The organism is Actinocrinis sp. (assembly GCF_035938995.1).
In the GTDB taxonomy this organism is placed as follows: Bacteria; Actinomycetota; Actinomycetes; order Streptomycetales; family Catenulisporaceae; genus DASZGI01.
The window spans coordinates 1-26,488 of record NZ_DASZGI010000316.1; the positions used below are offsets into that span (position 1 = coordinate 1).

At 69.9% G+C, this 26,488-nt stretch carries 21 protein-coding genes and 2 pseudogenes; 12 read left to right on the forward strand and 11 right to left on the reverse strand.

The genetic code is table 11. The annotated features are described in order from the left end of the window. The 4 genes and pseudogenes from VGZ32_RS22105 to VGZ32_RS22120 all read right to left on the reverse strand — a co-directional run. A pseudogene (locus VGZ32_RS22105) lies at positions 1 to 2,165 on the reverse strand (hypothetical protein); the annotation flags it as partial. Between the two features lie 29 nt (positions 2,166 to 2,194). Next, entirely contained in the window at positions 2,195 to 5,275 is a 3,081-nt protein-coding gene (locus VGZ32_RS22110; RefSeq protein ID WP_326888060.1) for a hypothetical protein, read from the reverse strand. Next, entirely contained in the window at positions 5,272 to 8,730 is a 3,459-nt protein-coding gene (locus VGZ32_RS22115) for a DUF6603 domain-containing protein (RefSeq protein ID WP_326888061.1), read from the reverse strand. The genes VGZ32_RS22110 and VGZ32_RS22115 overlap by 4 nt, the downstream gene beginning before the upstream one ends. Beyond that, positions 8,730 to 10,787, reverse strand: coding sequence for a phospholipase D-like domain-containing protein (locus VGZ32_RS22120; protein WP_326888062.1), 2,058 nt, complete (start codon positions 10,785 to 10,787; stop codon positions 8,730 to 8,732). The genes VGZ32_RS22115 and VGZ32_RS22120 overlap by 1 nt, the downstream gene beginning before the upstream one ends. Positions 10,788 to 11,277: 490 nt before the next feature. Between VGZ32_RS22120 and VGZ32_RS22125 the strand changes: the two genes are divergently transcribed. The 7 genes from VGZ32_RS22125 to VGZ32_RS22155 all read left to right on the forward strand — a co-directional run bounded on the left by VGZ32_RS22125 (position 11,278) and on the right by VGZ32_RS22155 (position 16,941). Then, positions 11,278 to 11,436 (forward strand): hypothetical protein, encoded by a 159-nt coding sequence (locus VGZ32_RS22125; RefSeq protein ID WP_326888063.1) that lies wholly within the window; start codon positions 11,278 to 11,280, stop codon positions 11,434 to 11,436. Positions 11,437 to 11,543: 107 nt separating this feature from the next. Beyond that, complete coding sequence (locus VGZ32_RS22130) at positions 11,544 to 11,819, forward strand: hypothetical protein (RefSeq protein WP_326888064.1); 276 nt, start codon at positions 11,544 to 11,546, stop codon at positions 11,817 to 11,819. A 472-nt stretch (positions 11,820 to 12,291) separates the two neighbouring features. Continuing rightward, positions 12,292 to 12,756: an ester cyclase gene (locus VGZ32_RS22135; RefSeq protein WP_326888065.1), complete on the forward strand. Its 465-nt coding sequence runs from the start codon at positions 12,292 to 12,294 to the stop codon at positions 12,754 to 12,756. Positions 12,757 to 12,872: 116 nt separating this feature from the next. After that, positions 12,873 to 14,552 (forward strand): ABC-F family ATP-binding cassette domain-containing protein, encoded by a 1,680-nt coding sequence (locus tag VGZ32_RS22140; protein WP_326888066.1) that lies wholly within the window; start codon positions 12,873 to 12,875, stop codon positions 14,550 to 14,552. A gap of 464 nt (positions 14,553 to 15,016) precedes the next feature. Beyond that, complete coding sequence (locus VGZ32_RS22145; RefSeq protein ID WP_326888067.1) at positions 15,017 to 15,811, forward strand: GNAT family N-acetyltransferase; 795 nt, start codon at positions 15,017 to 15,019, stop codon at positions 15,809 to 15,811. Then, positions 15,808 to 16,032 carry a translation initiation factor IF-1 gene (infA, locus tag VGZ32_RS22150; RefSeq protein ID WP_326888068.1) on the forward strand — a complete coding sequence of 75 codons (225 nt, stop codon included), beginning with the start codon at positions 15,808 to 15,810 and terminating at the stop codon, positions 16,030 to 16,032. Before VGZ32_RS22145 ends, infA begins: the two co-directional genes overlap by 4 nt. 444 nt (positions 16,033 to 16,476) lie before the next feature. Beyond that, positions 16,477 to 16,941: a nuclear transport factor 2 family protein gene (locus VGZ32_RS22155; RefSeq protein ID WP_326888069.1), complete on the forward strand. Its 465-nt coding sequence runs from the start codon at positions 16,477 to 16,479 to the stop codon at positions 16,939 to 16,941. Between the two features lie 92 nt (positions 16,942 to 17,033). On the opposite strand, the gene VGZ32_RS22160 is transcribed toward VGZ32_RS22155, so the two are convergent. Both VGZ32_RS22160 and VGZ32_RS22165 read right to left on the reverse strand, forming a co-directional pair. Then, positions 17,034 to 17,210, reverse strand: a complete 177-nt coding sequence (locus tag VGZ32_RS22160) for a hydrophobic protein (RefSeq protein ID WP_326888070.1) — start codon at positions 17,208 to 17,210, stop codon at positions 17,034 to 17,036. 227 nt (positions 17,211 to 17,437) lie between these two features. Then, positions 17,438 to 18,106, reverse strand: a complete 669-nt coding sequence (locus VGZ32_RS22165; RefSeq protein WP_326888071.1) for a DUF1345 domain-containing protein — start codon at positions 18,104 to 18,106, stop codon at positions 17,438 to 17,440. Positions 18,107 to 18,436: 330 nt separating this feature from the next. Here VGZ32_RS22165 and VGZ32_RS22170 point away from each other — a divergent pair, with 330 nt between their 5' ends. Both VGZ32_RS22170 and VGZ32_RS22175 read left to right on the forward strand, forming a co-directional pair. Continuing rightward, positions 18,437 to 19,003 carry a hypothetical protein gene (locus VGZ32_RS22170; protein WP_326888072.1) on the forward strand — a complete coding sequence of 189 codons (567 nt, stop codon included), beginning with the start codon at positions 18,437 to 18,439 and terminating at the stop codon, positions 19,001 to 19,003. A 232-nt stretch (positions 19,004 to 19,235) separates the two neighbouring features. Further along, on the forward strand, positions 19,236 to 20,114 hold the full coding sequence (locus tag VGZ32_RS22175) for a diacylglycerol/lipid kinase family protein (RefSeq protein WP_326888073.1): 879 nt from the start codon (positions 19,236 to 19,238) through the stop codon (positions 20,112 to 20,114). A gap of 16 nt (positions 20,115 to 20,130) precedes the next feature. Here the strand turns inward: VGZ32_RS22175 and VGZ32_RS22180 are convergent, their stop codons facing one another. The 5 genes from VGZ32_RS22180 to VGZ32_RS22200 form a co-directional block, all read right to left on the reverse strand. Next, positions 20,131 to 20,985, reverse strand: coding sequence for a DUF1206 domain-containing protein (locus VGZ32_RS22180; RefSeq protein ID WP_326888074.1), 855 nt, complete (start codon positions 20,983 to 20,985; stop codon positions 20,131 to 20,133). Between the two features lie 113 nt (positions 20,986 to 21,098). After that, positions 21,099 to 21,650 (reverse strand): hypothetical protein, encoded by a 552-nt coding sequence (locus VGZ32_RS22185; RefSeq protein WP_326888075.1) that lies wholly within the window; start codon positions 21,648 to 21,650, stop codon positions 21,099 to 21,101. Positions 21,651 to 21,726: 76 nt separating this feature from the next. Then, on the reverse strand, positions 21,727 to 22,278 hold the full coding sequence (locus VGZ32_RS22190; protein WP_326888076.1) for a hypothetical protein: 552 nt from the start codon (positions 22,276 to 22,278) through the stop codon (positions 21,727 to 21,729). Between the two features lie 552 nt (positions 22,279 to 22,830). Continuing rightward, complete coding sequence (locus VGZ32_RS22195) at positions 22,831 to 24,075, reverse strand: serine/threonine-protein kinase (protein ID WP_326888077.1); 1,245 nt, start codon at positions 24,073 to 24,075, stop codon at positions 22,831 to 22,833. Beyond that, a complete protein-coding gene (locus VGZ32_RS22200; RefSeq protein WP_326888078.1) occupies positions 24,054 to 24,440 on the reverse strand; it encodes an STAS domain-containing protein in 387 nt (128 codons plus the stop codon). The genes VGZ32_RS22195 and VGZ32_RS22200 overlap by 22 nt, the downstream gene beginning before the upstream one ends. A gap of 490 nt (positions 24,441 to 24,930) precedes the next feature. On the opposite strand from VGZ32_RS22200, the gene VGZ32_RS22205 reads away from it, so the two are divergent. From VGZ32_RS22205 to VGZ32_RS22215, 3 genes and pseudogenes are all read left to right on the forward strand, one after another. Further along, positions 24,931 to 25,215: a GlsB/YeaQ/YmgE family stress response membrane protein gene (locus tag VGZ32_RS22205; RefSeq protein WP_326888079.1), complete on the forward strand. Its 285-nt coding sequence runs from the start codon at positions 24,931 to 24,933 to the stop codon at positions 25,213 to 25,215. 171 nt (positions 25,216 to 25,386) lie between these two features. Beyond that, the gene (locus tag VGZ32_RS22210; protein ID WP_326888080.1) at positions 25,387 to 26,118 is read left to right on the forward strand and encodes an ANTAR domain-containing protein; all 732 of its coding nucleotides are present in this window, start codon (positions 25,387 to 25,389) and stop codon (positions 26,116 to 26,118) included. Between the two features lie 64 nt (positions 26,119 to 26,182). Beyond that, positions 26,183 to 26,488 (forward strand): annotated as a pseudogene (locus VGZ32_RS22215) (transcriptional regulator); the annotation flags it as partial.

Consider the following 26,488-nt stretch of genomic DNA (forward strand, 5'->3'; position numbering starts at 1 on the left):
GCGGCGTCGAGCGTCTCGCTGAGCAGACGGTCGAGTTCGGCGGTCGGCAGCGTCGCGAGCCGGTCGAGGCTTGCGCGCAGGTCGGCCAGCCGGGCGAGCGGAGACTCCGGCGGGGGCTGATACGTATCGAGATAGACCGCCCACGTGACGGGGGAGCCGGGGGCGATCGGCCGCTCGACGATGTCGCGGGCGGTCAGGGTCGGCGCTTCGGCGCGGACGTTGACCAGTTCAGCCTCGCGCGGCGCGGACGCGGCCAGGACGCCGTCGGCCACTTGGGCGCGGCTGGCCTGGGTGACGTACTCGCGCAGCATCGACTGGCGCAGCACCCGGTAGAGGATCGAGGTCGGCTTCGGCCCCGGGTAGTTCTCCGCCCAGACGTCCGCCATCGGGGCGTGCGCCAGCCATTGGATGTAGTTGACCGGGGCGCTGTTCAGCGTGGCGTCGGCGGCGAGCGGGTCGGTCTCGGACAGCGGGGCGTCCTGCACGCTCGGGTACGGCACGGGGTAGCTGTCGCGGCCCATCGCGGTATGGATCACCCGCGGGTCCCAGGAGGTCAGGCCGAGCGAGTCGAGCAGGGCGCGGCCGCGGGCGAGGTGTTCGGTCCACCACTCCTGTGCGGGCGCGGCGTTCGGGTCGAGGAAGACGAGCATGTTCCACAGCAGGTCGTCGCCGAGGACGCGGCGGCTGCGGTAGGCCAGGGAGCTGGCGTCCATGCCGAGCACCTGGGCCAGGTTGTCGTCAGGATCGCCGGGGGCACTGATGCGCGGGACCGCGTCGGTGCCGGCCTGCCACGCCGGGAGCAGGAGATTGCCCAGCCGGGCGAGCAGGGAGCGGGCACGGGCGCTTCCGCCGGAAACGTCCGTGCTGGCCTGCGCGGTGAGCGCCAGCGAGGTGGTCGGCAGCACGCCATAGGGTGTCGGCCCGACGCGCAGTGCGGGCAGCGGCCCGCGCGGGCGGACGGTCTGGAACGCGAAGGTGCGCATCGCCTCCTGCTCGGCCGCGGTGAACTGAGAGGCCATCATCTGGTCGAGGAAGTAGCCGAACGTGGCCGGCCACAGGGCGGTGAGCATGTCGGCGGAGTTGCGTGCGCCGTGGCCGTCGGCGTAGCGGACGTGACTGAACGCGCTGGCTGGCAGGCCGAGGGCGGCGGCAAACACGGGGCCGTCGGCTGCCGGATCGGCGGCAAGGTCGGCGCCGACCTCGACAGAGAAGCTGATCGTCTGGTCCGGGTCGGCGGTGCTGTATGCCGAGGAGGCGTCGCTGGTGTTGTTGGTGGGCGCGCCTTGAGGGATGAGGGCGAGCCCGTCGGTGTAGTGGTGGGCGTTGAGCAGCGTGCTCAGCGCGTCCTGACCGGGGCCGTCAGCGGCCGCGTCGCGTACCCCGAACACCAGGACGCGGTCGAAGCCGTCCGCCCACTCCTGGTCGGTGAGCGGGATGCGCACGCCCATGCCGACCTGTTCGGCTTCGGCGAAGTCGACCAGCCAGCGCATCCCGGCATCGACGGTCAGGCCGTCCGGGAGCGAGCCGTCGTGTGGGGTGAAGCCGACCGCAAGGCTGGGGGTGATTGCCGAGCCTTGGACGGAGCGGGTGGTCCCGGCGCGTTCGAGCACGACGGTCCAGCTGTCCGGCAGCGCTTGTGTCGTGGGCGCCTGCTCGTAGGAGCTGGCGCGTTGGGCCGGGCTGGGGAAGTCCGGCCGTTCGGTGGGAGTGCGGCCGGCCAGGTTGGTCGGGGTCATGGCGGCGACGATCCACGCCGCACGCGGCGCGCCGAACTGCGCGGCCACGACCTTCCATGCGGCTTGTGCCTGGTCGGTCGGGGGCGGGTCGGCCAGCGGCCACAGCGTCTGCCAGTACGTGGTCGCCGCGACGATCTCATCGGACGTCAGTTCCGGCTCGAACGACGACGTGCTGATCGTGTCGGGAAAGACGCGCACCAGCAGTTCGGCGCCGGAGGCTGCGGCTGTACCGGGCGCGGCCAGGCCGAACACCGGCGCCGGGAGGTCCTCGTTCGCGACGAACCGGGTCTCCAGGCGCACGGGCAGCAGCAGGAGGGGTACCTGGGCGGGGAGAGACGTCGCGCCGGGGCGGTCGAGTACGGGCGCGCCCGGGGCGACCGGCGCGGGGTTGACGGGCACCGGGGTGACGGGCGCTGGGTTGGCGGGCACCGGACTGACTGGCTCAGGAGGCTGGCTCATCACTGCTCCGGAATCATCAGGTCGGCGTGGATGCCGACGCGGAACGGCAACCGGGCGGTGATATAAGCGGTCTGCGCTGCGTCGGCGCCCCATGCGTACGCGGCGTCAGGTCCGGTGACCGCGGTGCCAGTGGGGTGCTCGCCAGCCGAGAGGAACGGCGGGATGACCTGCTGCCCGAGGATGCGCGCCATCGTCGCGGAGGGCACCAGCAGGTCGGTGAACGGCGGCAGCAGCGGTCCCTGAGACCCATTGATCTGCGGCGCGATCGGCTGGGCGATGTGCGCGTGCACGGCGTCGACCTGTGCCTGCGTTGTCGCCTGAACTGCCCCGGTGGCGAAGTTGGTCCAGGCGAGGTCAGCCCACTGAGTCATGCTGCCGTCGGCCGAGGGTTCGAGCCCGAATCTCGGGCCGGACGGATGCTGCTGGAAGACGAAGAAGTAGCCCGGCGAACCATTGCCGCCCTTGGCGTCGGCGGCAGAGAGGTTGAAGCCGAAGAAGTTCATGTCCGGGCCCAGCAGTCCACTGAAGATCGGGTGCAGGGTGGGCGCCGTGTCGTCGATCGTGCGCTGATCGCCCTGGATCGTCGCCTTCGCCGCGTAGACGAGGGCGTCCGGATAGCGGCGCAGCAGTTCGCCGCGCACGAGCAGCACGACCGGATCGGGCACGCTGGCGGGGCGGTTCGGATGCGTGCCGAGGCCGCCGACCAGCGACCAGGTGACGATCGGCGGGATGTCCTTGAGGAACTCGGCCAGCGCCTTCGGGTCGGTCGGGTCGCCGGGCTGCGGGACGTAGCCGCGCACGTCCCAGAACTGGCGGAAGTACGTGCCCATACAGTCGGTCGGGTATCCGGCGAACAGCAGCTGGCGCGCCATCTCGTGGCTCAGCCCGACCATGTAGGACTCGATGAACGCGGGGTTCGCCTGCACGAGGCCGACGGTGTCGTTCGGGATCTGATCGGCGCCGGGCATGATGTATTGCACCGACAGGTCACGCAGCGGCGCGTACATCGGCTGGGGGAATGACGGCGCGGCCATGACCTCGCGGATCGGGTCGGCCGGGTGCCAGTTCAGCCACGCGCCGACCTGAACGCGCGAGCGCATCAGGGCGGCGACCGTGTCAGCGGGTTGCAATCGCTGCATCAGGGTGCTGCTCAGCGCGGGGGCGTCCAGGGCAGCGGCCTGCGGCGGATCCGGTGCGACGGCGGCCCATGCCTCGGCCAGCGGGGTCAGCGCTTGGCGGAAAAGCGCGGCGTCAGGCGAGTCTCCGCCGCCGGATGTACCGCCCGGCGCCACGTTTGCGCCAGGCGTAGTGATCACGAAGTCCGGGCGCGGGGGAGTGGCGGCGATGACGTCGGGCGAGACGGTCACCGGGTTCACCGGTTCGGGCGCGTCGATGTCGATGGTGACGGTGAACTCGCCCACCGGTGTATCAGCACGCAGCGTCAGCGGGAACCAGCGGCGCCACGGCTCGCCGCCTCCCGATCCGCCACTACCCGACCCGCCGCTCCCACCGCCCACATCCTCGATGGGCACCAAGCCGCCGGGCGGCGCGAGCGGCGGCAGGATGCGCGCCGTGCCCGCGTTCACCGCGGCGAGCAGGGAGCCCGGCGTGACCCGGATTCCGGTGAGCGCGGCCTGCCGGCGGCGCAGCAGGCTCGTTGGGTGGGTCAGGCGGCGGGCGGCGGGCGACAGCAGCCGCGCGGGAATCCGGCTCGCCTCCACGGCGGCGCGCACGGTTGTCGGGCTGGCGAGGACTTTGGCGTGCAGCGGCGCGGTCAGCGCGAGCACGGTGGTGTCCTGGGCGAGTGACAGCTGGGTGTGCAGCATCGTCATCGTGGCGCGGGCCAGCTGCGCCCGGCGCAGTGCCGCGTTGGCCGCCTCGATACCGGCCACCTGCTGCCAGGCCGACGCCATCAGCGCCGTCTGCTCGGCCTGGACGACCTGCGTGCCCATTCCGGCGACCGTGCGGTTGCGCGGGTCGAGGCTCAGTTCGTCGAGCCACCCGGTGCCGCCCGGCGCGACGCTGCCGACCCCGGCCGGCCAGTGCCCGTACATCGGCGGCACGACCTGCGGATCAGGTGCGGTGGGATCGTCGACCAGCGGTGAAACCCGGTTCACCAGGGCGGCGACCGCGGTCTGGAAGTCGGTGCGGCCCGGATCCGGCCACGGGCTCGTGGTCGCGACGATGCTCTGCAGGGCGCCCTGGAGCATCAGCGGCTGCCCGGCGCTCGGGATTCCGGGCATCGGGGCGTCCACCGCCATCGGCCGCTCGCCGATCTCGGCGCCGAGCTTTCGCGGCACCAGGCGGCGCACGAGCGACTCGAAGTCGCCCTGGTCGCTGGTGTGGAACCCGAACTGGTAGTAGACGGGCAGGCGCAGCGGTGCGCCGGTGGAGGACGTCCACGCCGGGTCGGAGGTGTGCACGGCGGAGATGTCCATGCCGAGGCCCGCGAGCCGCCCGATCTCGAATGCGGGTACGACGAACGCGGTGTACGTGGTCTCGGGGTCCAGCCGGCGCGGGCACAGCAGGCGGGAGATCGCGTCGGTGCCGGCCGCGAGCCCTGCGTCCCCGGAGACCTGGGCATGGGCCCAGTTCCACGCGTCGTCCAGGGATTGCAGCCCGGCGACGGACAGCACGTCGATGGCGGGCAGCGGGTTGACCACGCCGGGTACGGGCGCGTACTCGGCCCCGGCGAGCACGACCAGGGCGATCCAGGGCCGCAGCCGATCGCCGGCCGGCGCCGCGGGGGTGAACAGCCAGGGCAGGTCGGGGGTGTCGAACTCGATGCCGGCCAGGTAGTTCGGCTCGAAGTTCGGCGTCGAGTCCTTCGGCTCGGTGCGCACCACGTGCCGCGGGTCGATGCCGAGCACGTCGCCGGGCCCGAAGGTGTGCACGGTGACCGTGGGCACCGGGGTGACGCTGTCCCGGCCGGACGCGGTGACGTTCATGTCGACGGTGACGGTGGGCCGGTCGGGCAGCGAGCCGCCGTAGTCCGGGTTGTCCAGCGTCGTCGCGATGCCCTGGCGGGCCCAGGCGATGAAGTGGTGGCGGCCGAACTCGTCGTCGGTGGGCGGCGTCATCCGGTCACCGCCTCGTGCGCGGCGAGGACCTGGACGTCGTCGCGCTGCTCGGGATGCGCCGCGAGGAAGGAGGAGAGCGCGACCTTCGCCTCGTAGTAGGTGGTGGCGGACGCGAGCACGTCGGTGCGCGGCGTCAGGTCGAGCGTGCTGGCGATGAGATACCCGGTGTGCTGGACCGCGATCGGACCGGGGACGTTGACGGCGAAGGCGCGAAGGCCGGTCGTGGCGGCGGCCGCGGGCGCGCGCGTGGCGGTCAGCGCGGCGTGCACGGCGGCGGGCATCCGGTAGAGCTGCCCCACCCGGGACACCTTCCCGTAGTCGTCGATGATCTTGGTGACGTACTGGATCGTGCGAGGCGCGTCCTTGCCGCCCCGCAGCGGCGCGTCGCCGAGCTGCACGCCCGCGTCGAAGGGCTCGTAGGACTGCGAGCTGACCTTGTCCGCGTCGCTCATGTCGCTGAACTGCGCGGGGGCGAAGGGCTCGGACAGCTTCGTGACGGCGGCGGGCTGCTGATTCAGCTGCACGTCGGTGATGGCGAACCCGGTGCCATCGGTGGGCTGCGCGTTGTCGAACTTGGTGATCTGCACGTCGAGCGGCACGACGATCTCGCGCACCCGCAGCACCCCGGTCGGCTGCACCACGAGCGTCGTCGGGTCCGCCGTGATCGAGCGCAGCGTGACGCCGGGGGCGCCCTCCGCGGGCAGGCCGACGCTCCAGTTGCGCGGGTCGCCGAGCGCGGCGGTCAGCTGCGGCAGCACCTGCGCCGGCGGCAGTGTGGCCTGGTTCTGGTCGCCCCAGGTCAGGTCGATCGACGCGCTGACGCTGAAGAAGAGGAAGGTGAGCGAGGCGTCGCCGTGCAGGTGCCACGGGGTCGGCCCGGACAGCGAGGCGTCGAGGGTGACCCCGGCGAGCGTCGAGCCGTCGAAGCTGATGTCGAATCCGGCGGAGAAGTCGAACTCGAAGGAGAAGGGGCTGAAGATGAACAGGGCGTCGAAGCCGATGTATCCGTGCACGGCGAATCCGCCGGCCGCGGCGTAGGCGTCGACGTTGGCGCCGAACTGGAGCGAGTTCGAGGTGACCGCGAGGTAGGCCGAGGCGCCGAGCCGGGGGTTGTCGCCGCTGCCGAGGCTGATGCTGAGCCGGGCCAGCTTGGGCACGTCGGGCGGCGGGGTGAAGTGCGGGTTGAAGCCGCCGAGGGAGAACAGGAAGTCCGGGTTCGCACCCCAGTTCAGCCGCAGCGCCAGGTCGCCGCCGAGCTGGAACGCGAGCAGGTAGGAGTCGTACATGGTGCCGTCGATCGCGAGCTTCGACAGGCCGAAGTCGATCGTGCCGAGCACCTGGATCTTCAGCGAGATCAGCGGGAAGTCGGGGGAGGGGATGCTCGCCTTGATCTCGCCGAGGATCGCCAGCCGGATCGGGTCCGGCACCTCGAGGACGAGGCCGACCTCGAGGTCGATCAGCGTCGGGCTGCCCCAGCCGATCGAGAACATCGGGCCGAACAGATACCTGCCCTGCTGCGGCGGGAAGAAGGACTCGATCTCGCTGATGATCTTCGTGGCGTCGGCGACCGGGTCGGGTGGGAAGAGGATGTTGTCGAGGGTGTGGGCGCGCAGCCCCGCCTGCAACGCGTCGAACGCCATCGTCCGGTTCACGCCGCCGAGTCCGCCGACCCCGTTGAGGGTGAAGCCGAGGCCGAGCTGGATCGGCGGGAACTCGAAGGTGATGATCATCAGGAACGAGTAGCCGTCCGACCCGTCGGGCAGCTTGGTGTCCAGGACGGCGATGACCTTGACCGCGACGATGTCGGCGAGCGTGACGTCGAGGACGCCGGCGTAGCGGCCCTGGGTCGGGTCGAGGGAGATGAAGCCGCCGCCCGCGGCCAGGCCCGCGTCGATCTGGATGCCGAGCCCGGTCGGGGGCTTGAAGCCGAGCTGGAGGTCGACCGGGCCGAGGTTGCCGCGCTGGAAGTTGAGGTCCGCGGAGATGCCGAGCCGCTGCACGGCGACCTGGAGCGGGCCGAGGGCCGCCGAGCCGTCGAAGCTGATCTCCAGGGGCAGGTCGGGCTGTCCTAGGGTGAGCGCCAGGTGCAGGGTGTCGAGGTGGAAGGGCCCGAGGTCGGCGTTCAGGCCGATGTCGAAATGCGGGCTGGCGTTGCCCTCGACGAACAATCCGTTGGTGGAGGACCAGCCGACGGTGAGGTTGAAGTCGAGCGTGACGTCGATCGGGATGAGCGAGGCGAGGAACGAGTCCAGGTGCTTGGTGCTCAGGTTGAGCACCCCGTTGGTCAGTGCGGCGGATACCAGGGCGCTGAGTCGCCCCCCGTTGACGTCCACGCCGGCGCCGACGCCCACGACGCCGACCGTGATGCCGAGTCCGTCGGCCACGCTGAGCAGGTTCATCGGCGTCTTGTCGGCGTTGCCGAGCGTGAGCGTGGCCAGGATGTGGCCGTCGAGCACGTCGGCGACGCCGCCCACGGTCAGGTTGTTGCGGATCGACGGCGGCGACCCGGCCCGGTAGATCAGCGCGATGCCGTCGTCCACCGTCAGGGACGCGTCCACCGAGAAGGTGATGGTGTCGCTGATCGGGAAGCTGAGGTCGGCGGAGCCGACCACGTAGGGCGCGAACGCGATGCCGGCGTCGGTGCCGCCGTCCGTCGTGGGCCGCAGCGCGGCCACGCTGACCCCGACGTCGACACCCAGGGCCCGGATGATGCTCAGCAGCAGCTGGATCTTCGGGTCCGTGTCGGCCGCCGCCCCGTCGCCGCCCGTGAGCGCGGCCTCCGAGCGCCGGGGCAGCGGCCGGATGGCGACGTTGGCGGTGATTCCGGCGATGAGCCTGCCGAGGGCGGCGACGAGCAGATCAGGGTCCGCGTTCGGCTGCCCCCACTGGTACACCTCGCCGAGCAGCCCTCTGATGTCGCTGAACAGCCGCGGCACCCGATCCCAGTGCACGATGCACCGCACGTGGCGGACCTGGTAGATCGCCGGATCGGCCTCGAAGGCGGCCAGTTCGACCACGCCGGCGAACTGCAGCAGGCCCAGCGGGATCGCCGTGGCGCTCTGCAGCGCCGTGGCGACGAAGTGGTCGAGCAGCCGCGGGACGAACTGGTCGACGATGTCGGTCGCGGTCAGGTAGTCGCCGAGGGCGGAGAACCCGTTCACGACCGCGTCGACGCCCTGGAGGAACTCGGCGAGCGCGACGCCGACCTGGGCGTAGGAGGCGTCGAGTTCGAGCCCTGTCGTACCGGCGTCGATGCCGACCTGGAGCTGTTCGACGGCGGTGACCAGTCCGCTGAGGTCCATCGCGGCCAGCCCGATGTCCGTGGCCTCCGGCGGCAGATCCCAGCCGAGCATGGCGAGCAGGTCCCGGGGGCCGTCCGGGCTCTCCAGCCGGGCGGCGATGTCGGTGAGGATCACGCCGATGCGCTGGAACGCCTGATCGAGTGAGGACGGCATCAGGCGTCCGACCACTTGCCGGTGTGGAAGTCGAAGCTCGTGGTCGTCGCGTCCAGGTCGATGTTCTTCATGTCGACGGGGGTGCCGTTGATCTTCGATTGCGTCAGGTAGTGGTGGAAGTCGAAGTAGGCCAGGTGTGCGCCGATCCCGAACGGCAGCGCGGTGGGGTTGAAGAGCAGCGGCGCGTCGGGCGGGAAGGCCAGCACGTGGCAGGGGTTCACGGTACTCGGGTCGGAGATCAGTCCCTGGAGTTTCGCGGTCGCCTGGTCGGTCCACAGTTTGAGCCAGCCGCCGTCGCCGGCGGACAGGGTCGCGGCGCTCAGCTGCGGATCGTCGGTCGCCAGGCCCAGATGCTCGCTCCACAGCGAGAGCCGCAGCTGGTCGACGAAGTCGGTCTGCGGGTCCGGGGAGTCGTTGAACACCAACAGGTTCAGCTCGTCGTTGCGGTTCTTCCCGAGCAGCGGATACAGCAGCTGGAACTCGTCCAGCGAGGCGCCGTCGAGGTTCCCCGAGCCGACGGTCGCCCACTTGCCGTCCACGATCGCGGTCTTGGTGTGCATGTAGTTCGGGATGACCACCGGCTCTTTGCGGTGGTGCGTAGTGTCGGGTCCGGTGTGCGACCAGGAAGTGAAGACCCCGAGGCGGGAGGCGGCCGGCCCGGCCCCGTCCCGGATCCGGCCGATCAGGTGCGCCTGCCAGGTCGGGTAGAACGGCAGGTCCGCGTCGATGTTCAGCAGCAGGATGACCTGCAACTTGGGCTGGTTGACCAGAGCGCCGATAAGCGCGTCGCCGATCGCCTGGTCGGTGAAGTACTGATTCTCCATGTAGATGTACGAGGTCGCCTTCTCGATGGCCCGCAGGTACGCCTCAAGGACGCCCTGCTCGCCGTTCGGGAGGCCCGGCAGCGTGTCGTAGTTGACGCTGCGCACCAATTGCGCGCTGGCCAGGTATTCGCCGTCGCCCGCGGTGGTGATCGCCGCGGGCGCCGGGCTGAGCGGCTGCATCTTGTCAGCCGGCTGACACTGCAGGTTCCAGTGCGCGGCGAACTGCGCTTGCACGTCGGCCACGACGGGGCCGCGGATGCCGACCGTCACGTCGTGCACGGGGATCGGTTCGCCGGAGCAGGATCCGCGCCTGGCCTCGAAGACGGCGTGGTCGCTCGAGTCGTAGTAGCTCTGGGCGAAGGGTGACCCGATGATGATCGCTTCGGGGCTCGCCGCGTCGGCGACGGCGTCGATGAGGGCGGCCTTGGCGTGGATGACGCTGGATCCCTGGGTGGTGAACGTCAGCGTCTTCGCTTTGCTGGACGCGGCGGTGAAGTAGTCCTGGAGTTTTCCCGCCCCCTTGGCGAACAGCAGTCCGCCGATGATGTTTCCGCATTTCGGGAGCATCGCGCGGACGGTCTTGCCCGCGGTCGCAGCGTCCAGCAGCAGCCGTTCGGGGCGGGGGAAGGTCTGTGGATCGTTGGCGGTCGTCGTGCCCGAGTTACCGTCGAAACCATCCGGGAAGGCGAGGACGATCTCCGGGGACTCCTGGGTGGCGTCCGCGTTGTACCCGCCGCTCGGCAGGTCGAACTCGAGCTGCATGATGTTGATCTCGGACTGGGCGGCGCGCATCGAGTCCGCCAGGTGCTGCCAGGCCAACTTGTTGTCGACGAGCGGCCGCAGGGCGTTGCCGGCCTGTACCGGCAGCGCGTTCCCCAGGCCGGGCAGGGACACCGGCCAACCGGTGACGTCCGCAGCCTTCAGCGAGATGTCCGGGACGGTGAGGGTGTCGCCGGTCCCGGAGTCCGGATACGCCTTCGAATACAGGACGCGGCCCATGGGCACGTCCTTCACGAGAACACCGGTTCGAACATACAAGGTCAGGTCACGCGGGCCCCACTCCTCGGCGCCGAAGTCGGCTGTGACGGGGATGGTGTACGTGCCGTTCCCGTCCGTCGTCGCGTGACCCAGGTCGGAGGGGAACAGTACGGTCTCGTCGCGCACGACGACTACGAGGCCCGTGATGCCGGCGCTCGACTCGTTGACCACCCGGCCGGTCACCGACGTGCTCACCGCGACCACCGCCGCGCAATAGCGTGGCTCATGCCAGCCTCCCCCTACCGCGGCGGCGCGACACCGATGCGGCATATCAACAGAGCGTATTCCGGTGATCACTTGTTGCAAAGAGTCACCGGCAGTTGATGACCGGCGCTATGGAGGAAGTGGGCAATTCCAGTAAGTCAGGCCCCGAGGACGAGTAAGGCGCTGGCAACGGAGTCGGGTGAGTACGAGGTCTGTGCATTGTGTCCTGGTACTTCGCGGCTTTCCTGTCCCTCCGACCACACTCACCTGCTACAAGCGGCTCGCGAATAACCACCACGTGAGACGTCGTCTAGGTGGCCTCGCGACTGGTCGCGCCCCGGTCGGAAGGATTGCGCTGGATCTGGACACGGTGTTCGAACCACGGTTGCGTAGATTCCGTTCTAATCAAGGATGCGTGGAATGGGTTGCGACTGTGTGGTGGCGAGCGATTGTCGGCGTCGTGTTGTGCGCGGTGGGCGCTGTGTGGACCGGACAGGGGTCCGGCGCGATCCACGGCTCGATGATGACCGGGCACAGCCAGTACACAGGGCTTGGGGCGCTCCTTATCGTGGTCGGCCTCGGGTTCCTGGTGTGGGCTTGGATGGTGCGCCGCCGGACCGCGCGTCACCGCCCCTCGTGAACGTGGCCATCTCCGCAGTGCTTGGCGCGGGTTGAAATTGTCGCCGCGCGGGCGGCCTGCCCGAACCGCCACCGAGCACCAGTTCAAGGCCGTCGTCTTCCAAAGCGATGGCGACTGCGTCCCGAAAGGCCGGCCTGACGCTGGAGCTGTCCCCGAATCTCGCCGCCGCGTGCCGTTGGGTCGCCAGCCTCCCCTCCAGGACGGCATTCGACCTCGCCGACCTGCTGGACGGCGCGCCGAACCTCAGTAGCGTGCAGGCGCAGGCCCTGCTCGCCGCGCTCGAAGAGGCAGACCTGCTGCGGCGGCATCATGACCCCGTGATCCCATCTCGCCCCGCCGCAGGGCAGGAGCGGCGGCGGGAGCGGATGGCCGAACCGGCATAGCCACCGACAACACGCTGCTACGCGAACGGCTCGCGGACTGGCGTCGCAGTCCTCGCGGCACACCGCGCCCGACACCGCGGGCAGGACGCAGCATCGTGAATGATCTAGCGAGCGAGTAAGCCTCGTCAGGCGCGCACTCATCCCGCAGCGTGGCGTGCCCGGACCGACCGCTGCACCTTGGTCGTCGTCCTGTGTACCGGTCATGTCGGCCCGCCCGCTTCGAACATTCGCTTGATGTATCAAGTTATCTGCTGTGCTCTAGTGCGGTACGCGTGGGCAGAGTCTCTAACGGTCGGCGTCGGGTAGCGAGTCGCCCGGCGCGATGACTTGATATTTCAAGTTGTTTCGGGTTAGGGTTCTGCTGTCGGGCGGTCAGTCCAGACGCCCGGACCGGTTGTCAACGGGTAACCACGGGCAAGATCACGCCGCCGGGCTGCCCGGACAGGCCGCAGCAACGAGGAAGGAAAGTGCCATGGCAGGCAACGAGGAGTTCATCCGCGCGACGTACCACCACGCCGAAGGCAACGTTCTGGACCTTGAGGGCTGGCGCAACGCCTTCACCGAAGACGGAGTCTTCAACAGGATCGACACCGGCGTGGTCTACAAGGGCGAAACGCTCAAGGACGTGGTGGCGATCATGGGAAAGGTGCTCCCGGATGTCCACCGCGAGCTGCTCCGGATCAACGACATGGGCGACATGGTCGCCGTCGAGCTGCTGATCCAGGGCACATTCCTCGGCCCGATGCCGACGCCCGCCGGCCCGCTCCCGCCGACCGGCGCCAGGGTCAACGTCCCGACGGCCGACTTCTTCTACCTGCGGGACGGCAAGATCCAGACGTTCAACTGCTACGTCTCGCGGAACATCATGCTGGCCCAGATGGGGGTCCAGCCCGACTTCGCCTCCGCCATGAAGGCCTCGACTACCAGCGCAAAATAGGATCACTGCCGCGATGAAAGGGCGGGCTCCCGCTGGGGGCGCGCAACGAGACGCCCGAAACGCGACGACCCAAAACTAGATGACACAGCCGGCCGCGCCCGCGAGAATCCGCCGTTATGGGCTATGTGGATGTCGCCGGGCTGCGGCACGTGCTGCCGGATGGGCGCGTCCTGTTCTCGGACGTGTCGTTCCGGGTCGGCGAGGGTGCGAAGGTGGCGCTCGTCGGCCCCAACGGCGCGGGGAAGACCACGCTGCTGCGCTTCATCGCCGGTGATCTGCCGGTCCGGGAGGGCGCCATCGCGCGCGTCGGGGGCCTCGGCGTGATGCGCCAGTTCATCGGGATGCAGCGCACGAACGCGCTGCCCGACGTCCCTGATGGCACGAACACCCTGTCCGGGCTCCTGCTGTCTCTCGCCCCGCCGCCGCTGCGCGAGGCCGGTCGGCGCCTGGCCGTGGCCGAGGCGGCGATCGAGCGACCGGGCGCCACCGAGCAGGACCACCTGCGTTACGCCAACGCGCTCACGGCGTGGGGCGACGCGGGCGGATATCAGCTCGAGGTCGTCTTCGACACGGTGTCGGTCGCCGTGCTCGACAAGCCGTGGGATGAAACCCGCAGCCGCCCCGTGCACACCCTGTCGGGCGGGGAGCAAAAGCGATTCGCCCTGGAGCTGCTGCTGCGCGGGACCGACGAGGTGCTGCTGCTCGACGAGCCGGACAACTTCCTCGACGTCGCCGGGAAGCGCTGGCTGGAGCAGCGGCTGCGGGACTCGCCCAAGACGGTGCTCTACGTCTCGCACGATCGCGAACTGCTGGCCAACACCGCGGACCGGGTCGTGGCGGTCGAGGCAGGCTCGGCGTGGACACATCCCGGGGGCTTCGCGTCCTGGCACGAGGCGCGCAGTGCCCGCCACGAACGGCTGGACGAGCGGCGCCGCCGCTGGGACGAGGAGCACGCCAAGCTCAAGGAGCTGGTGCGCACCTACCAGGCGAAGGCGTCGTACAACTCCGACATGGCCTCGCGCCTGCAAGCGGCGCGTACGCGCCTTGCGAAGTTCGAGGAGGCGGGACCGCCGCCGGTGCCGCCGCGCGAGCAGAACATCCGGATGCGGCTGGAGGGCGGCCGCACCGGCAAGCGCGCCGTGATCTGTGAGCAGCTCGAGCTCGACGGCTTGACGTATCCGTTCGACTTCGAGGTCTGGTACGGCGACCGGGTCGCGGTCCTCGGCGCGAACGGCACTGGGAAGTCGCACTTCCTCCGGCTGCTCGGGCGCGGCGGTTCCGACCCCGATCCGAGCCTGTCCGCCGCGGTGTCCGGGGCGGACCTCGCCCCCGTCGAGCACAGCGGCACCGCGCGCCTGGGCGCCCGCGTGGTGCCGGGTCACTTCTCGCAGACGCACGACCGACCCGACCTTGGCGGCCAGACCCTCGCCGAGCTCCTCTGGCGGGGCGACGAGCGGCGCCCGAGCCTTCCGCGCGACGCGGCGATGCCCGCCCTCGGCCGCTATGAGCTGGCAGCACAGGCCGACCAGCGGTTCGACACGCTGTCAGGCGGCCAACAGGCGCGCTTCCTGATCCTGCTGCTCGAGCTGTCCGGCGCCACCCTGCTGCTGCTCGACGAGCCCACCGACAACCTCGACCTGGCCAGCGCGGAGGCCCTCGAGGCCGGGCTTGAAGGCTTCGACGGGACGGTCATCGCGGTCACCCACGACCGCTGGTTCACCCGCTCATTCGACCGGTTCCTCCATGTGAGTGCGTCGGGCGACGTCTCCGAGGCCCCCGAGCCCGTCTGGACCTGAGCAGACGTCACGGGGTGGTTGGAAAGAAGCACGCGTGCCCGCTGCAGTTCGGCCGTCTGCGCACGCGGGTAACAATTCCTGCGAACGAGGGGGAGCGGGGACGGGGCGGGCGCTTGCAGCTTACTGAGGTGACTGACTTCGCGGTGCGGTCGGCGGCGATGGATGGCGAAGGTGATGGGCCTCAATCTCGCGCTGGTGATAAATGCGCATGCGATCGGCGCCGCTATCGCCGTCGCCGGGCCGCGGGTGTTGTTGAGCAAGGACTCGGGCCTGCGGAGAAAAGGACTTGGGCGAGGTAACGCGCCACTGCTAATGTCGCGGTCGGCCGTGAACTTTTCGTTGGGAGGTGAGACTCGTGAACACAGTCACCCACGGGTGCTCCCTCAGCTCGCCACGGTCCTGCGGCTGATGTAGGTGTCGCCGGGAGCGCCTTGAGATCGAGGCTCTCCTGGAAGGAGACACCGATGAACACGAAGCCTTTCTCCTCTGGCCCGGTCGGGCAGGCGATGGTTGTTGCGCGCGTGGCGGAGGGGCAGTGGCATGCCCTGGAGGACGACCTGGTGGTCGGTCGCGGCCATGCCGTGCGCAGGCCCGATGGACGCCTGTTCGTCAGCATTGACGCCTGGCACGCAGCCACCTTCGACCACCTGGCCGAGGTGATGCTGGCGGACCTGCCCGCACCGCTTTTTACGCTGGTCGATGAAGCCGACGTCGAGCTGACATCCAGCTGGCAGCGGGCCGGATTCACGATCCGACGCCGCGAGTGGGAGTTCGCCGTGCCGACCGACCCGCGCGTCACAGGGCTCGAAACGCTCCTCCTGCCGCCGGGCGTGCGGATCGTGCCGGCCGGTGAGGCGGACGAGGACCTACTGCGGAATTTGGATCGGGCGATCCGTGAGGAAGTCGAGGCGGGTGTCGGATGGCACTCGATGCCCGCGCAGGTGCGTCCCCGCCCCGCGGGGATGACCATCGTCGACCCTTCGCGGTACACGGTTGCCGCGGCGCCGGATCGCTACCTGGGCTTGGTCCGGATGGTGACGGTGACCCGGCAGCCGCGTATCGGCCTGATCGCGGTCCGGGTCGGCGAGCAGCGCCGCGGCATCGCCCGGGCGCTGCTGGCCCACGTGCTCGGGACGCTGCACCGCCGCGGGACCGCAGCGGCGTGCGCTGAGGTCGACGAGACCAACCAGGCGGCCTTGGCGCTGTTCAGGGGCATCGCAGCCCGGCGAACGGGCAGCAACCTGGAGTTGGCGCGATGACGAAACATCAAGGCGCCATCGAAGTCGAAGGACATGTCGTCGAGTGCCTGCGCAGCGCTATGTTCACCGTGCAGCTCGACAACGGCCATCGGGTGCTCGCGCACATCAGCGGGAAGATCCGCAAGAACTACATCAAGATTCTGCCGGAAGACCGGGTACTGGTGGAGCTCACACCGTACGACCTGACCCGCGGCCGAATTGTCTTCCGCTACAGGAACTAGCGGCGGTCAGACCAACCGCGACCGATAACCCTGGGCTTGGCCACAGTGTTCGTACACTGTGGCCAAGCCCAGGTGTCTGCCCATGTCGCGGTCAGATCGTCCGCGAGATCTGCTTGCGGACCAGGTCGAACTTCTGTGCCAAGGCACTGCGGCGGATGCAGCGGCCACGACGCCGCTCAACGCCTGCGGATACCCAACAAGCTGGCCGCGCGCCGTGGAACACCACGCGCTGATCCGTTCCCTCGATGCGCGAGCACACGCCCTCAGGGGCAGGTGCACCCACGCGAATCACTTGACTGTTCAAGTGTGTCGGGTTAGGGTTCGTTTGCCAGGACAGTGACACGCCCAGGCCACCCGCACCCGGGTGAGCTGGGCAGTCGGTCGGGCCAGAGCGTCGGCCGCGGCCCCGCCAACGGGCCGCACAGCAGCAAAGGGGATGGTGTCATGACACCCAACGAACAGATCGTGCGCGCGGCGTACCGGGCGGCCGAAGGCAACGTCCTGGACCTTGCGGGCTGGCGCAACTCCTTCACCGCGGACGGAGTGTTCAACAACAAGTCCACCGGCGATAGCTACACCGGCGAACGGCTCGACGACGTCGTGACCTTCATGGCGGGCGTGTTCCCGGACGTGCACCGCGAACTGCTGCAGATCAACGACCTGGGCGACAACGTGGTCGCGGTCGAGCTGCTGATCCAGGGCACGTTCCTGGGCCCGTTCCCGACGCCCGCCGGCCCGCTCGCGCCGAACGGGGCCAAGACCAGCGTCCCGACCGCCGATTTCTTCTACCTGCGCGACGGCAAGATCCAGACGTTCAACTGCTATCCCTCCCTGAACATCAGACTGGCCCAGATGGGCGTGCACCCCGACTTCGCCTCCGCCATGAAGGCCTCGGCCAACGCCGACTGACGACCCGGGTCGCCCTACTCATCGGGGGCGTCGACGAGATCCGTCTCTCGTCGACGCCGCCCTTTCATTGCCCCTGCGGACAACGGCTGTGGTTACCAGCGGCGGTACCAGCGCGAGCGGCGGCCACCGGCCAGTTCTCCGCCCGCGAAGCCGAAGCCGACGAGCCAGGCGACAAAGACGACCGCGGCGATGATCCACAGGATGTGCGCGGCGAATCCGAGGCCGCCGAGCAGCAGGGCCAGCAGGAGCACGAGCAAGATGACACCCACGTGCAACTCCTTTCGTTTCCCTCTCGGCCCGCAGGCGACGCGCTCGCGGGCAATCGCATCCCGGGTTGCCCGACGTGGCGAATCCAAACAGTCGTTCGGCTGTGGCAGCGCCTCGCGCCTGCTTGAGTGCCGAGGTCAGCGGCGTCGACCGCCGTGTGGAGTTGCTCGATGTCTCGGCGGCCGGGCCCGGGACCGCAACCTGCCTCCGCCCGCAGCCCTGGCCCGGGTCATTTCGCAAGTCCGGAGACCAGGTTGATCGACGTCGCGATGATCACGGCGCCCAGCGGAAAGGAGATCCAGGCGTGCCGCAGTGCCGTGCGGCGGATCTGCTTGGACTGGATGTCGGTGTCGGAGACCTGGAACGTCATGCCGATGGTGAAGGCCAGGTAGGCGAAGTCGCTGTACTGCGGGGGGTCGGCCTCGTTGAAGTCGATCCCGCCGCCTTGGCCGGAGTAGTAGAGCCGCGCGTATTTCAAGGAGAACACGGTGTGCACGAGAGTCCAGGACACGAAGACCGAGGCCAGGGCGAGAGCGGCCTGGAGATACTTCGCGTTCCCGTTCGCGTGTCCGGCCCCGAACAGCACGACCCCGACCGCGATCAGGCTGGCGATCGCCGCCCCGAGCAGCACCAGATCGGCCAGGTCGCGGCTGGGGTTCTCCCGGTTGGCGTGGCTCGCTGTCGCCGGTGCGTCGAGCTTCCAGACGGTGGACCATACCCAGGCGCAGAATACGAGCGCCAGCACGTCCCAACCGATCAACACCGCCGCCCGACCCGCCCCCAGCAGAGCTGCGGCGATGCCCGCGACGATCGCCGCGCTGGTGGACACGAGCAGCTTCATGCGGGCGGAGGCGGTCGGGCGCCGCACAGGTGGACGGTTCTCGGGTTCAGGATGCATGACCCCAGGTTGGCACTGCGTCGCGGCCGGCCGCTGGATTCGGGTCCCGACACCACCACCGAACGGCTCGGCTCCAGGTAATGTCGCCCTGTCGCCAGGGTGGGCACTGGTGCATACTGACCCTTACGCATCTCTTTCACGCAGCCTGACTGAGTTCCCGACCAGGTCCAGACCCCGCGCCGGACTCGAGACCCGCCTCGCTGCCCGTCCCCCTGGCAAGGTGGACTCGATGGCGACGCTGTCCGACGAGCGCATGCGGCTGTTTCCCACGACAGAGCTGCCCACCCGCACTCCGATGCAACGCACCGCGAACTCGTCTGCGACCCGTGCGTGCAGGGCGGGGGGCCGGTGATGGTCCTCGGCTGGTGGTTCGCCCGCCGGGCGCAAAGCACGAATACCCCGCCGGTGACGACCGATCAGAGCGTGCGGGACGCGGAGGAGATCGTACGGCGCGCCTGGGGACTGGAACTGCTGCGGCAGCGAGACCACCTGCAGTTCGCCCTACGCGCCGCAGAGCACGATTGCGACATCGCTCACGCGATTCTGGCCGCGGCGCAGCGCAACGGTGACGCGCATGGAATCGCCGCTGCCCACGAGACCCTGGAACAAGCGCTGGAAGCCGCGCGCAGGAGCGCGGTGGCCTGCGAGCGGATCCGCCAGGCGCTACGCGCGGAACTGGAGCTGTTGGCCAATGCCGGCAACACGCGGATGGCCACTGCCGCAGTGCGTCGGCTGGAACACGACGGGTCGATGCTGACGACTGAGCCACCGCCCGCCCGGGGCGTGCTGACCCGCGGGGTCCGCCGCGTCCTGGTGGTGCTGCCCTCAGAGCGGGGAGTGTCCCGCTGGCTGCGGCGCCTGGTCATGCGCCGCGCCACAGCGCTGGGGCAGTCGTGAGCGCCGCCGGTACACGCCGCCGTGCGTTGAACCAGCGCACGTATCGCGTTGCCCGCGTTCCTCACACGGCTTTTTCGAGCGCGCTTTCTTCGAGCGCGCCTTCTTCGAACATCGTCAGGTCGGCACTGGCTGCACTGCGGCGCTCGCACCGTTTCGGGGCCCGCCGTGCGGGGAGCGCCGGGGTCGGGGGCCCGGTCTGCGCGGACGCAGCCGGGTGACCAGCGTCGCCGTGGTGGCCCACGGGACTAAGACTGCTGCCAGCGGTTCCGATGGACTGCGCGCTGCGGTGTGCGACGCCGCGCGTGCGGCCGGATGGCCGCCGCCGACCTGGTTGGCTACGAGCGAACTGGATCCGGGGCGCGTACTGGCGCAGCAGGCAGTCAAGGACGGCGCGGAACTGGTCGTCGCCTGTGGGGGCGACGGCACGGTCAGTTCGTGCGCCGAGGGGCTAGCCGGAAGCGGGGTGCCGATGGCCGTCCTTGCGGTAGGGACCGGGAACCTGATCGCCGCCAACCTCGGCATTCCCACCGACCTGCGCTCCGCGCTCGAGGCGATGACTCGCGGCACGGACCGGCCGATCGACGTCGGACGCTACGGGGGCGGGCTGGTGGTCGGGATGGCCGGCATCGGGCTGGACGCCGCGATGGTCGCCGACGCCCCGGCGTGGCTCAAGAGGCACCTGGGCTGGTCGGCCTACGCCGTCTCTATCCTGCGGCATCTGGGCGACCGGGGCATCGGCGTCACGCTGGAACTCGACGGTGTCCGGCACGCGCGCCGCCGGGTACGCACCCTGGTGATCGGCAACTTCGGCACGCTGCGCGGCGGTATCAAGCTGCTGCCGGATGCGCGTGTCGACGACGGCCTCCTCGACGTCGTGCTGCTCGCGCCGCGCGGCTTCCTCGGCTGGCTGCCGGTCGCCGCGCGCCTGGCGGCTCGCAGAGGCGAGTCCACCGGCGCGGTCGAGCGGTTCCAGGCCCGCCACATCGTGGTGCGCACCCGGCGCCCGGTGCACCGGGAGGTGGACGGCGAGATGCTGCGGCGCTCCCGGGTCCTGGACGTCACGGTCGATCCGGGGGCACTGCTGGTGCGTGTGCCGCGACCCGGCGGATGACGGCGGGCCGCTGAGCTTAGATCTTTCGGTGCCAGCGGGCCTCGGCCAGCGAGTACACCCCGAACAGGGCCAACCCGATCGCGACGACGACCAGCAGCACAGGGCCGACCGGGGTGTGTGCGAAGGAGCGCAGGGTCGCGTCGATTCCCTTGGCCTTGCTCGCGTCGTAGGTCGCCGCGGCATCGACCATGAACGCGCCGACCCCGGCGTACACCAGTCCGCGCGCGATGTTCCCGACGGTGCCGAGCGCTTCGACTCCCTCGCGGGTCCGGCGGCTCGCCTGGCCCAGTTGCAGGTCTTTGAGGAAGCTCTTGGTCACCCCGATCCTGATCACCGCCAGGCCGATCACTCCGATCACGATTCCGACCAGGAGGATCAGGATCCGTCCGTAGCTGTGCGCCATGGCGGTGGTGGTGAAGTCCCGGGTCTGCTGATTGGTCGAGTGGGGCGCGGGCAGGCCGAGCACGTAGCGCAGCGTTCCGATGAAGAACACGGTGTATATCACGCCGCGTACGGCGGCCAGCGCTTCCTGCCCGCCGCGGTGCCCCCGGCGGCGCACCCCGTAGTACGCCTGGGCGAACCGCCACAGGGCCATGGCGGCGAATCCGATCACCAACAGCCAGAGGATCAGCTTGCCGAACGGCTCCGCGGCGACGGCCTGCAGTGCGCCGGTGCGGTCGGCCTCGGGCGCGGGCTTGCCCAGAGCGATGGCCAGGGCCAACGCCCCGATCAGGATGTAGACGACCCCGCGGGCGATGAACCCGGCCTTCGCGAGCGGTTCGAAGTTTCGGGCGCGCACGGCGCGGCGCGGGCGGCCCACCCGGCGTGTGCGTGTGGACCGGGCACTGCGTGTCGAACTGGGAGCAGCCATCAGCTCACCTCTTCCGGGGCTACGGCTTACCTGAATGGGAGTATCGAAACGGTGCCGCGGACTTCTGGTGCTGGGTGTCCGCACACATCCGCACCCGGTTGGACATCAGGGCACTACCTGGCCAGGACCACGCCCATGAAGGAGCGGTACTGACGCAGCGCGAGCCGCAGCTGTTCGGTGTCCGGCTGCCCGTCCTGCCACGCGGCGGCCAGCTCGCTCCGGCGCTCCTGGAAGGATGCCAGGAGGGTGTTGGCGATCTGCAGGACCAGGGCGTCGGCGTCCTGGACGGATGCGCGGGGGTCTTCGACGAAGGAGACCTGGATCTCGGTCCAGCGGTTCAGCAGGTCGCTCTCGGCTTCGGGGCTCAGCAGGGGATCTCCGCCCGCGTGTATGCCGACGGGGACTGCGACGGGCTCCTGCGCGCTTTCGGGCTCTGTGAGGCCGTCCTCCGCGTTTTCGGGCTCTGCGAGGCTGTCGTGTTCGGCTTCCGCTGCCGGGACCTCAGCTTCGGGCTGACCGGGCTCCGGGCCGGTCAGCTCGTCCCGCGTCTCCTGCGCCTCCGGCGTCTCCGGCGGGTCTTGCGGTGCCTCGGACACAGGCTCCTTGTAGCCGGTCCAGTTGTTTTCGGGCTCTGCGGCGGGGGTGTATTCGGTTTCCGTGGTCATGGTGTGACCTCCAGATCGTGGATCTCGTGCCGGGTGGTGGTGAAACGGGTGGTGATGGAATCGGCGTGCCTGCTCGTCACCGGGCCGCAAGTGCGCCCGGCACCGCCAGCAGGTGGTTGAACAGCGTGTAGTAGGCGAGCAGGGCCTGGCGTATCTCCTCGGTCGGGACGGGCGCGGACGTGCCCCGGGTGTGCTCGCTGATCCGCTGCGCCCGGCGATAGTCCGCCAGTGCGTCCGCGTGCTCGACGGAGAGCAGGGCGAGTTGCTCGCGCGGGTCGCCGCCGGGATAGCCCCTGGCGTCGAGCAGCTTGGCGACCAACTGCTCGGCACTGCTCAAGGCGAGGGCCGGGTCGTCGAGGAACACGCCCTGCAGGTGCTCCCACGCGGTGGTGTAGTAATCCTGGTCGGCTGCGCTGACCGGGTGCAGGCTCAACTGGTCATGCTGGCGCTTGCGGCGCAGCAGCTCCCGGTCGACTTCCTGTTTGCTGTCGAGCTCCTGCGCCACCGTCTCGTATTCGGGGCCGAAGGACTTGCGCAGGTTCTCCTTCCGGTGGCGATCCCAACCGACGGCTGCCGCGCCCAGGAGCAGGACGGCGGCGACGATCGCGATGATGATGCCGATGAGCATGATGACCTCCAGGAGGTGGTGATGTTCCGCAGGCCCGTGAAGGTGATTGCAGCGGGACGAAAGGTGTGGCTAGCTCCGGATAACCCAACACCCGAAGACCATGCGCGGCAGTGGCCGACACTGGCGTCGCACGCGGCCAGTGCCGGTCACCGCCGCCGAGGGCCTCGCCCGCTGCCGAAGCGGTGACGCCGTCTACGGCGCAGAGGAATGGAGGGACAGCAGATCCGCGGCACGGTTCGTCGAACGAGAACGATCACACCGTCCGGGTACGCGGCGTATCGCGCCGAGACGGCACGGAGGTCGGCAGCCGGGAAACGCCCGATGCCGCCGGAGTGTGGCGTCGCCATGGAAATCCGCCTTGCATGAAAGGCAGGCAGCGAGGCGGGTCTCGAGACCGGCGTGAGGTCTAGACCTGATCGGGAACTCGGTCGGGCTGCGTGGATGAGCGTTCTACCGCGAGTATGTATCAGTCTCACAGCCAGCGATAGGGGAGGGCCGTCTCGGCGCCGTGTTCCATGCGCCGCTGCCCTTCGCCGCACGGCAGGATGTTGATCATATGGCCGGGATGAGCGCCGCAGGAGCAGGTTGCGGCGCTTTGACGGGGGCGCTGACCGGTCCCGGCGCCAGGGTCCGCATGGCGCCCGTCGGCGGCGGCGCGACAGGTATGACAAAGTATTGCGATGATCCTGCGGCGGTTGTGCCGACGGCGAGGACGCACACGTACACAGCGGCTGCGGCGGCTCTCGACACCGGCCAGCGGCGGCGGTGCCCGAGTGGTCCGGCGGCCGGCCGGATCGCGGCCGATGTGACGGGCATGACCAAGGTGGTGGTCGCCACGGGTTCGGGGTCTGCGAGGCGGTGCAGCAGGACGGTGACGGAGGCGCAATCGGGGCGGTGGGCCGGGTCGCGGGCGGTCATCGCGTCCAGCAGCCGGACCCAGCCCGCTCCGAGCGAGAGTGGGATCTGCGGTTGGCGCCAGAGTCGGGCCAGGGCCTGCTCCAGCACCGGTCCCGAGAAGGCGCGCACGCCGGTGAGTGCTTCGAGGAGCAGCAGGCCCAGAGCGTACACGTCGCAGGCGGGTCCGCTCTCGCCGCTCTCGACCTGTTCGGGGGCGACGTAGGCCGCGGTACCGGTCAACTGGCCGGGCGCGGTCACGGTCTGGTCCTTCTGGTCGCTGCGGGCGATGCCGAAGTCGGCGAGGAAGATCTGCCCCTTGTGGCCGAGCAGCACGTTGGAGGGCTTGACGTCCCGGTGCACGACACCGTGGCTGTGGATGTAGTCCAGCGCCCCTGCGAGCGCCGAGCCGATGCGTTTGGCTTCGTCTTGCGGGAGGGATCCCGCGGCGATCCGCGCGGCCAGCGTCGTGCCCTGGATGAGGGGCATGACCAGGTATTGCCGACCGTCGCCGAGGGCGGCGTCATAGAGCGGAACCAAGTTGGGATGCTGGAGGCGCGCGAGCAGCTGTACCTCGCGCTCGAAGCGCGCGGCCTGAGCGGAACTCTGTCCACCGTAGAGGACCTTGATCGCGACGTCGCGGTGCAGCCTGCGGTCGAACCCCCGATACACCTCTCCAGCGCCGCCGCGGCCGAGCAGGGGGCCGATCTCGTAACGCTCACCGGCCCGCCAGGGCGGTGGGCTCGACGCGCCATGCGCTGGCGCCCGCGCTGCCCGGGCCGTCGTGTGGGCGGCGTGCGGGCCGCGCGCAGCCCGTGGCCCGGCGTCGCCTCGGGATCGGTCGCAGGACCCTGACGTGAGGGGCGGCGCGCCCTGGGCGGTCAAGTTCCCGCGATCGCCCATGCCCAGGGCCTTTGCTGGTGTGCGGCGGGAGGAGGTGGTGTATCGAAGGCGGGCGGGGCGGGGATCTGCGCCGCGTCCCCGAGGAGGGCGGTCAGCTCGAACAACCGGGCGACCGGGAGTGATACAGCAGCCACGTGCACACTGCCCCCGGCCGCCGCCACGTACTGATCGAAGGCCTGAAGTGCGCGCAGTCCGGCGCAGTCCATGAAGGTGGTCTGGGACAGGTCCAGCAGGATCGGCCCGCTCGCGGGGCCGGCCAGAATCCGTAGCCGGAGCAGCAGATCCCCGGCGGTGGCCAGGTCGACCTCGCCGCGCACGGCGATCATGTGTACGTGTTCGTCACGCCGGGTGGGAAGTACATCCATGCACGGCCTCGCGCTTCGGGTTGCCGAGCGCCGAGTGCGTGGTGGCGTGCGGCCGGATCGCGCGGGCCGCACACCCTGACGCCTCCTGCGCCGGGATCACGGCGCCGGGGTCTGGAGCGTCATGGATTACTTTGACGATACTCGAAATAAGCGGAGGTGAAACCCGGCCGACCGGATCGCACCGCGTCGCAGTTCGGGGTCGTCGCGGATCGCGTCCCCACCGGACCGATTGACGGCCGGATCGTGTCCGGCGTTCGCACGATTTTTCTGGTCTGGCCAGGTTCGGGGCGGTACGCTGGGGATGTCACTCCGGACCCCGGCGGCGAGAACATCCATAGCAGTCACGGATATTCTCCACTGTCCGGGGTTTCATGCGTGCGGGCTGGTTCGGCTTCGGGCGACGCGCCCGGGGCGGGCGTGGCCGGCGCGGTGAGTCGGCCGTGCGGCGGATGCGAGTCTGTGAACGCTGCCCGCTCACCTGGGAGTCCTCATGGGCATCATCGCCTGGATCGTGCTCGGAATCATCGCCGGCGCCATCGCCGAACACCTCATCAGCCGCCGCGAGTCGCACGGCATCATCATCACCTGCCTGATCGGCGTCGCCGGGGCACTGCTGGGAGGGTGGCTGGCCACCAAGCTCTTCCACGTCCACAGCCTGCAGGGCTTCTTCAACATCTCCACCTGGATCACCGCGCTGGCCGGATCGACCGTGCTGCTCGGCGCCGTGCACCTGGTGGAAGGCCAGCGCGGTGGCAGGCGCAGCGTGCGCCGATAAGCCGGCAGGCACGGAACCGCACGCCGACGCACGGAGTCAGGGAGTGCCGGTGACCAGTCACCGGCGCCCGCCGTCTCCGGACCTGTGCCCATGCGCACGGCGTAGGCAGCCACGCACAAACAGGCCGATCATGCCCTACAGCAGCGTGCGCAGCGTGGCCTAGGAGAGGCGGTGTCACCCGTGGTCAGCGACCGGATGGCCGTGGTCATCGCGCTGCTGGACGGCGACCGGGACCGGGGCGCGAACCTCCCGCAGACGGTGCCCGCCAAGGCCGCGATCGCGCTGGGGGTCGACGGCATCTGCGCCGGACTGGGCACCGGACCGTCGGGCCTGGTGCTGTCCTGGGGCCAGGAGGCGGTCGGCGTCGCGATGGAGGACCTGCAGTTCACCCTCGGCCAAGGCCCCGGCCTGGACGCCGCCGCCGGGGCGCCCGTCCTGGTTCCGGACCTGGACGCCGCGTCGGCGCGCTGGCCGGTGTTCGTCCCGGCCGCCGCCGAATTGGGGGTGCGCGCGGTGTTCGCGCTGCCGCTTCGGATCGGGGCGATCAGCGTCGGTGCGCTGCTGGCCCACCGCGCCATGGCCGGGCCGCTGGTCGACGGCGCGCTCGCGGACGCCTTCGCCCTGGCCGACGCGGTCACCCTCCTGCTGCTGCACCGGGAGTCGGCCGGGACCGGCCGGGCCGGGTCCGCCGACGACGGGCCGCGGCCGGGCTGGGCGCGGCCCGCGACCTACCGGGCCGAGGTGCACCAGGCGACCGGGATGATCAGCGTGCAGCTCGGGGTGAGCCTGGCCGAGGCCCTGGTGCGACTGCGCGCGTACGCCTACGCCGACGGCCGCCTGATCGCCGAGGTCGCCACCGATGTCGTAGGCCGCCGCCTGCGCTTCGACGATCACGACCGGTAGGACTGCCGTGAGTGATGCAGCGCTGCCCGCGACGCCCCTTCGGGCCTATCGTGAGGGTGTGACCATGACCCGTGAAGAACAACTGATCGATGCGTTCGTCGAAGCCGCCGACACTCTCGTCGACGACTTCGACGTGATCGAGTTCCTGCACACCGTGGCCGGACGCTGCGTGCAGCTGCTCGACGTGGACGCCGCGGGGCTGATGCTCGCCGACCAGCACGGGCAACTACACGCCACCGCCGCGTCCACCGAGAGCGCGCGCCTGCTGGAGCTGTTCGAGTTGCAGGCCGACGCAGGCCCCTGCATGGACGCGTTCCGCACCGGCACGCAGGTGGTCAACGCCGATCTGGGAGCGAGCCAAGAGCGCTGG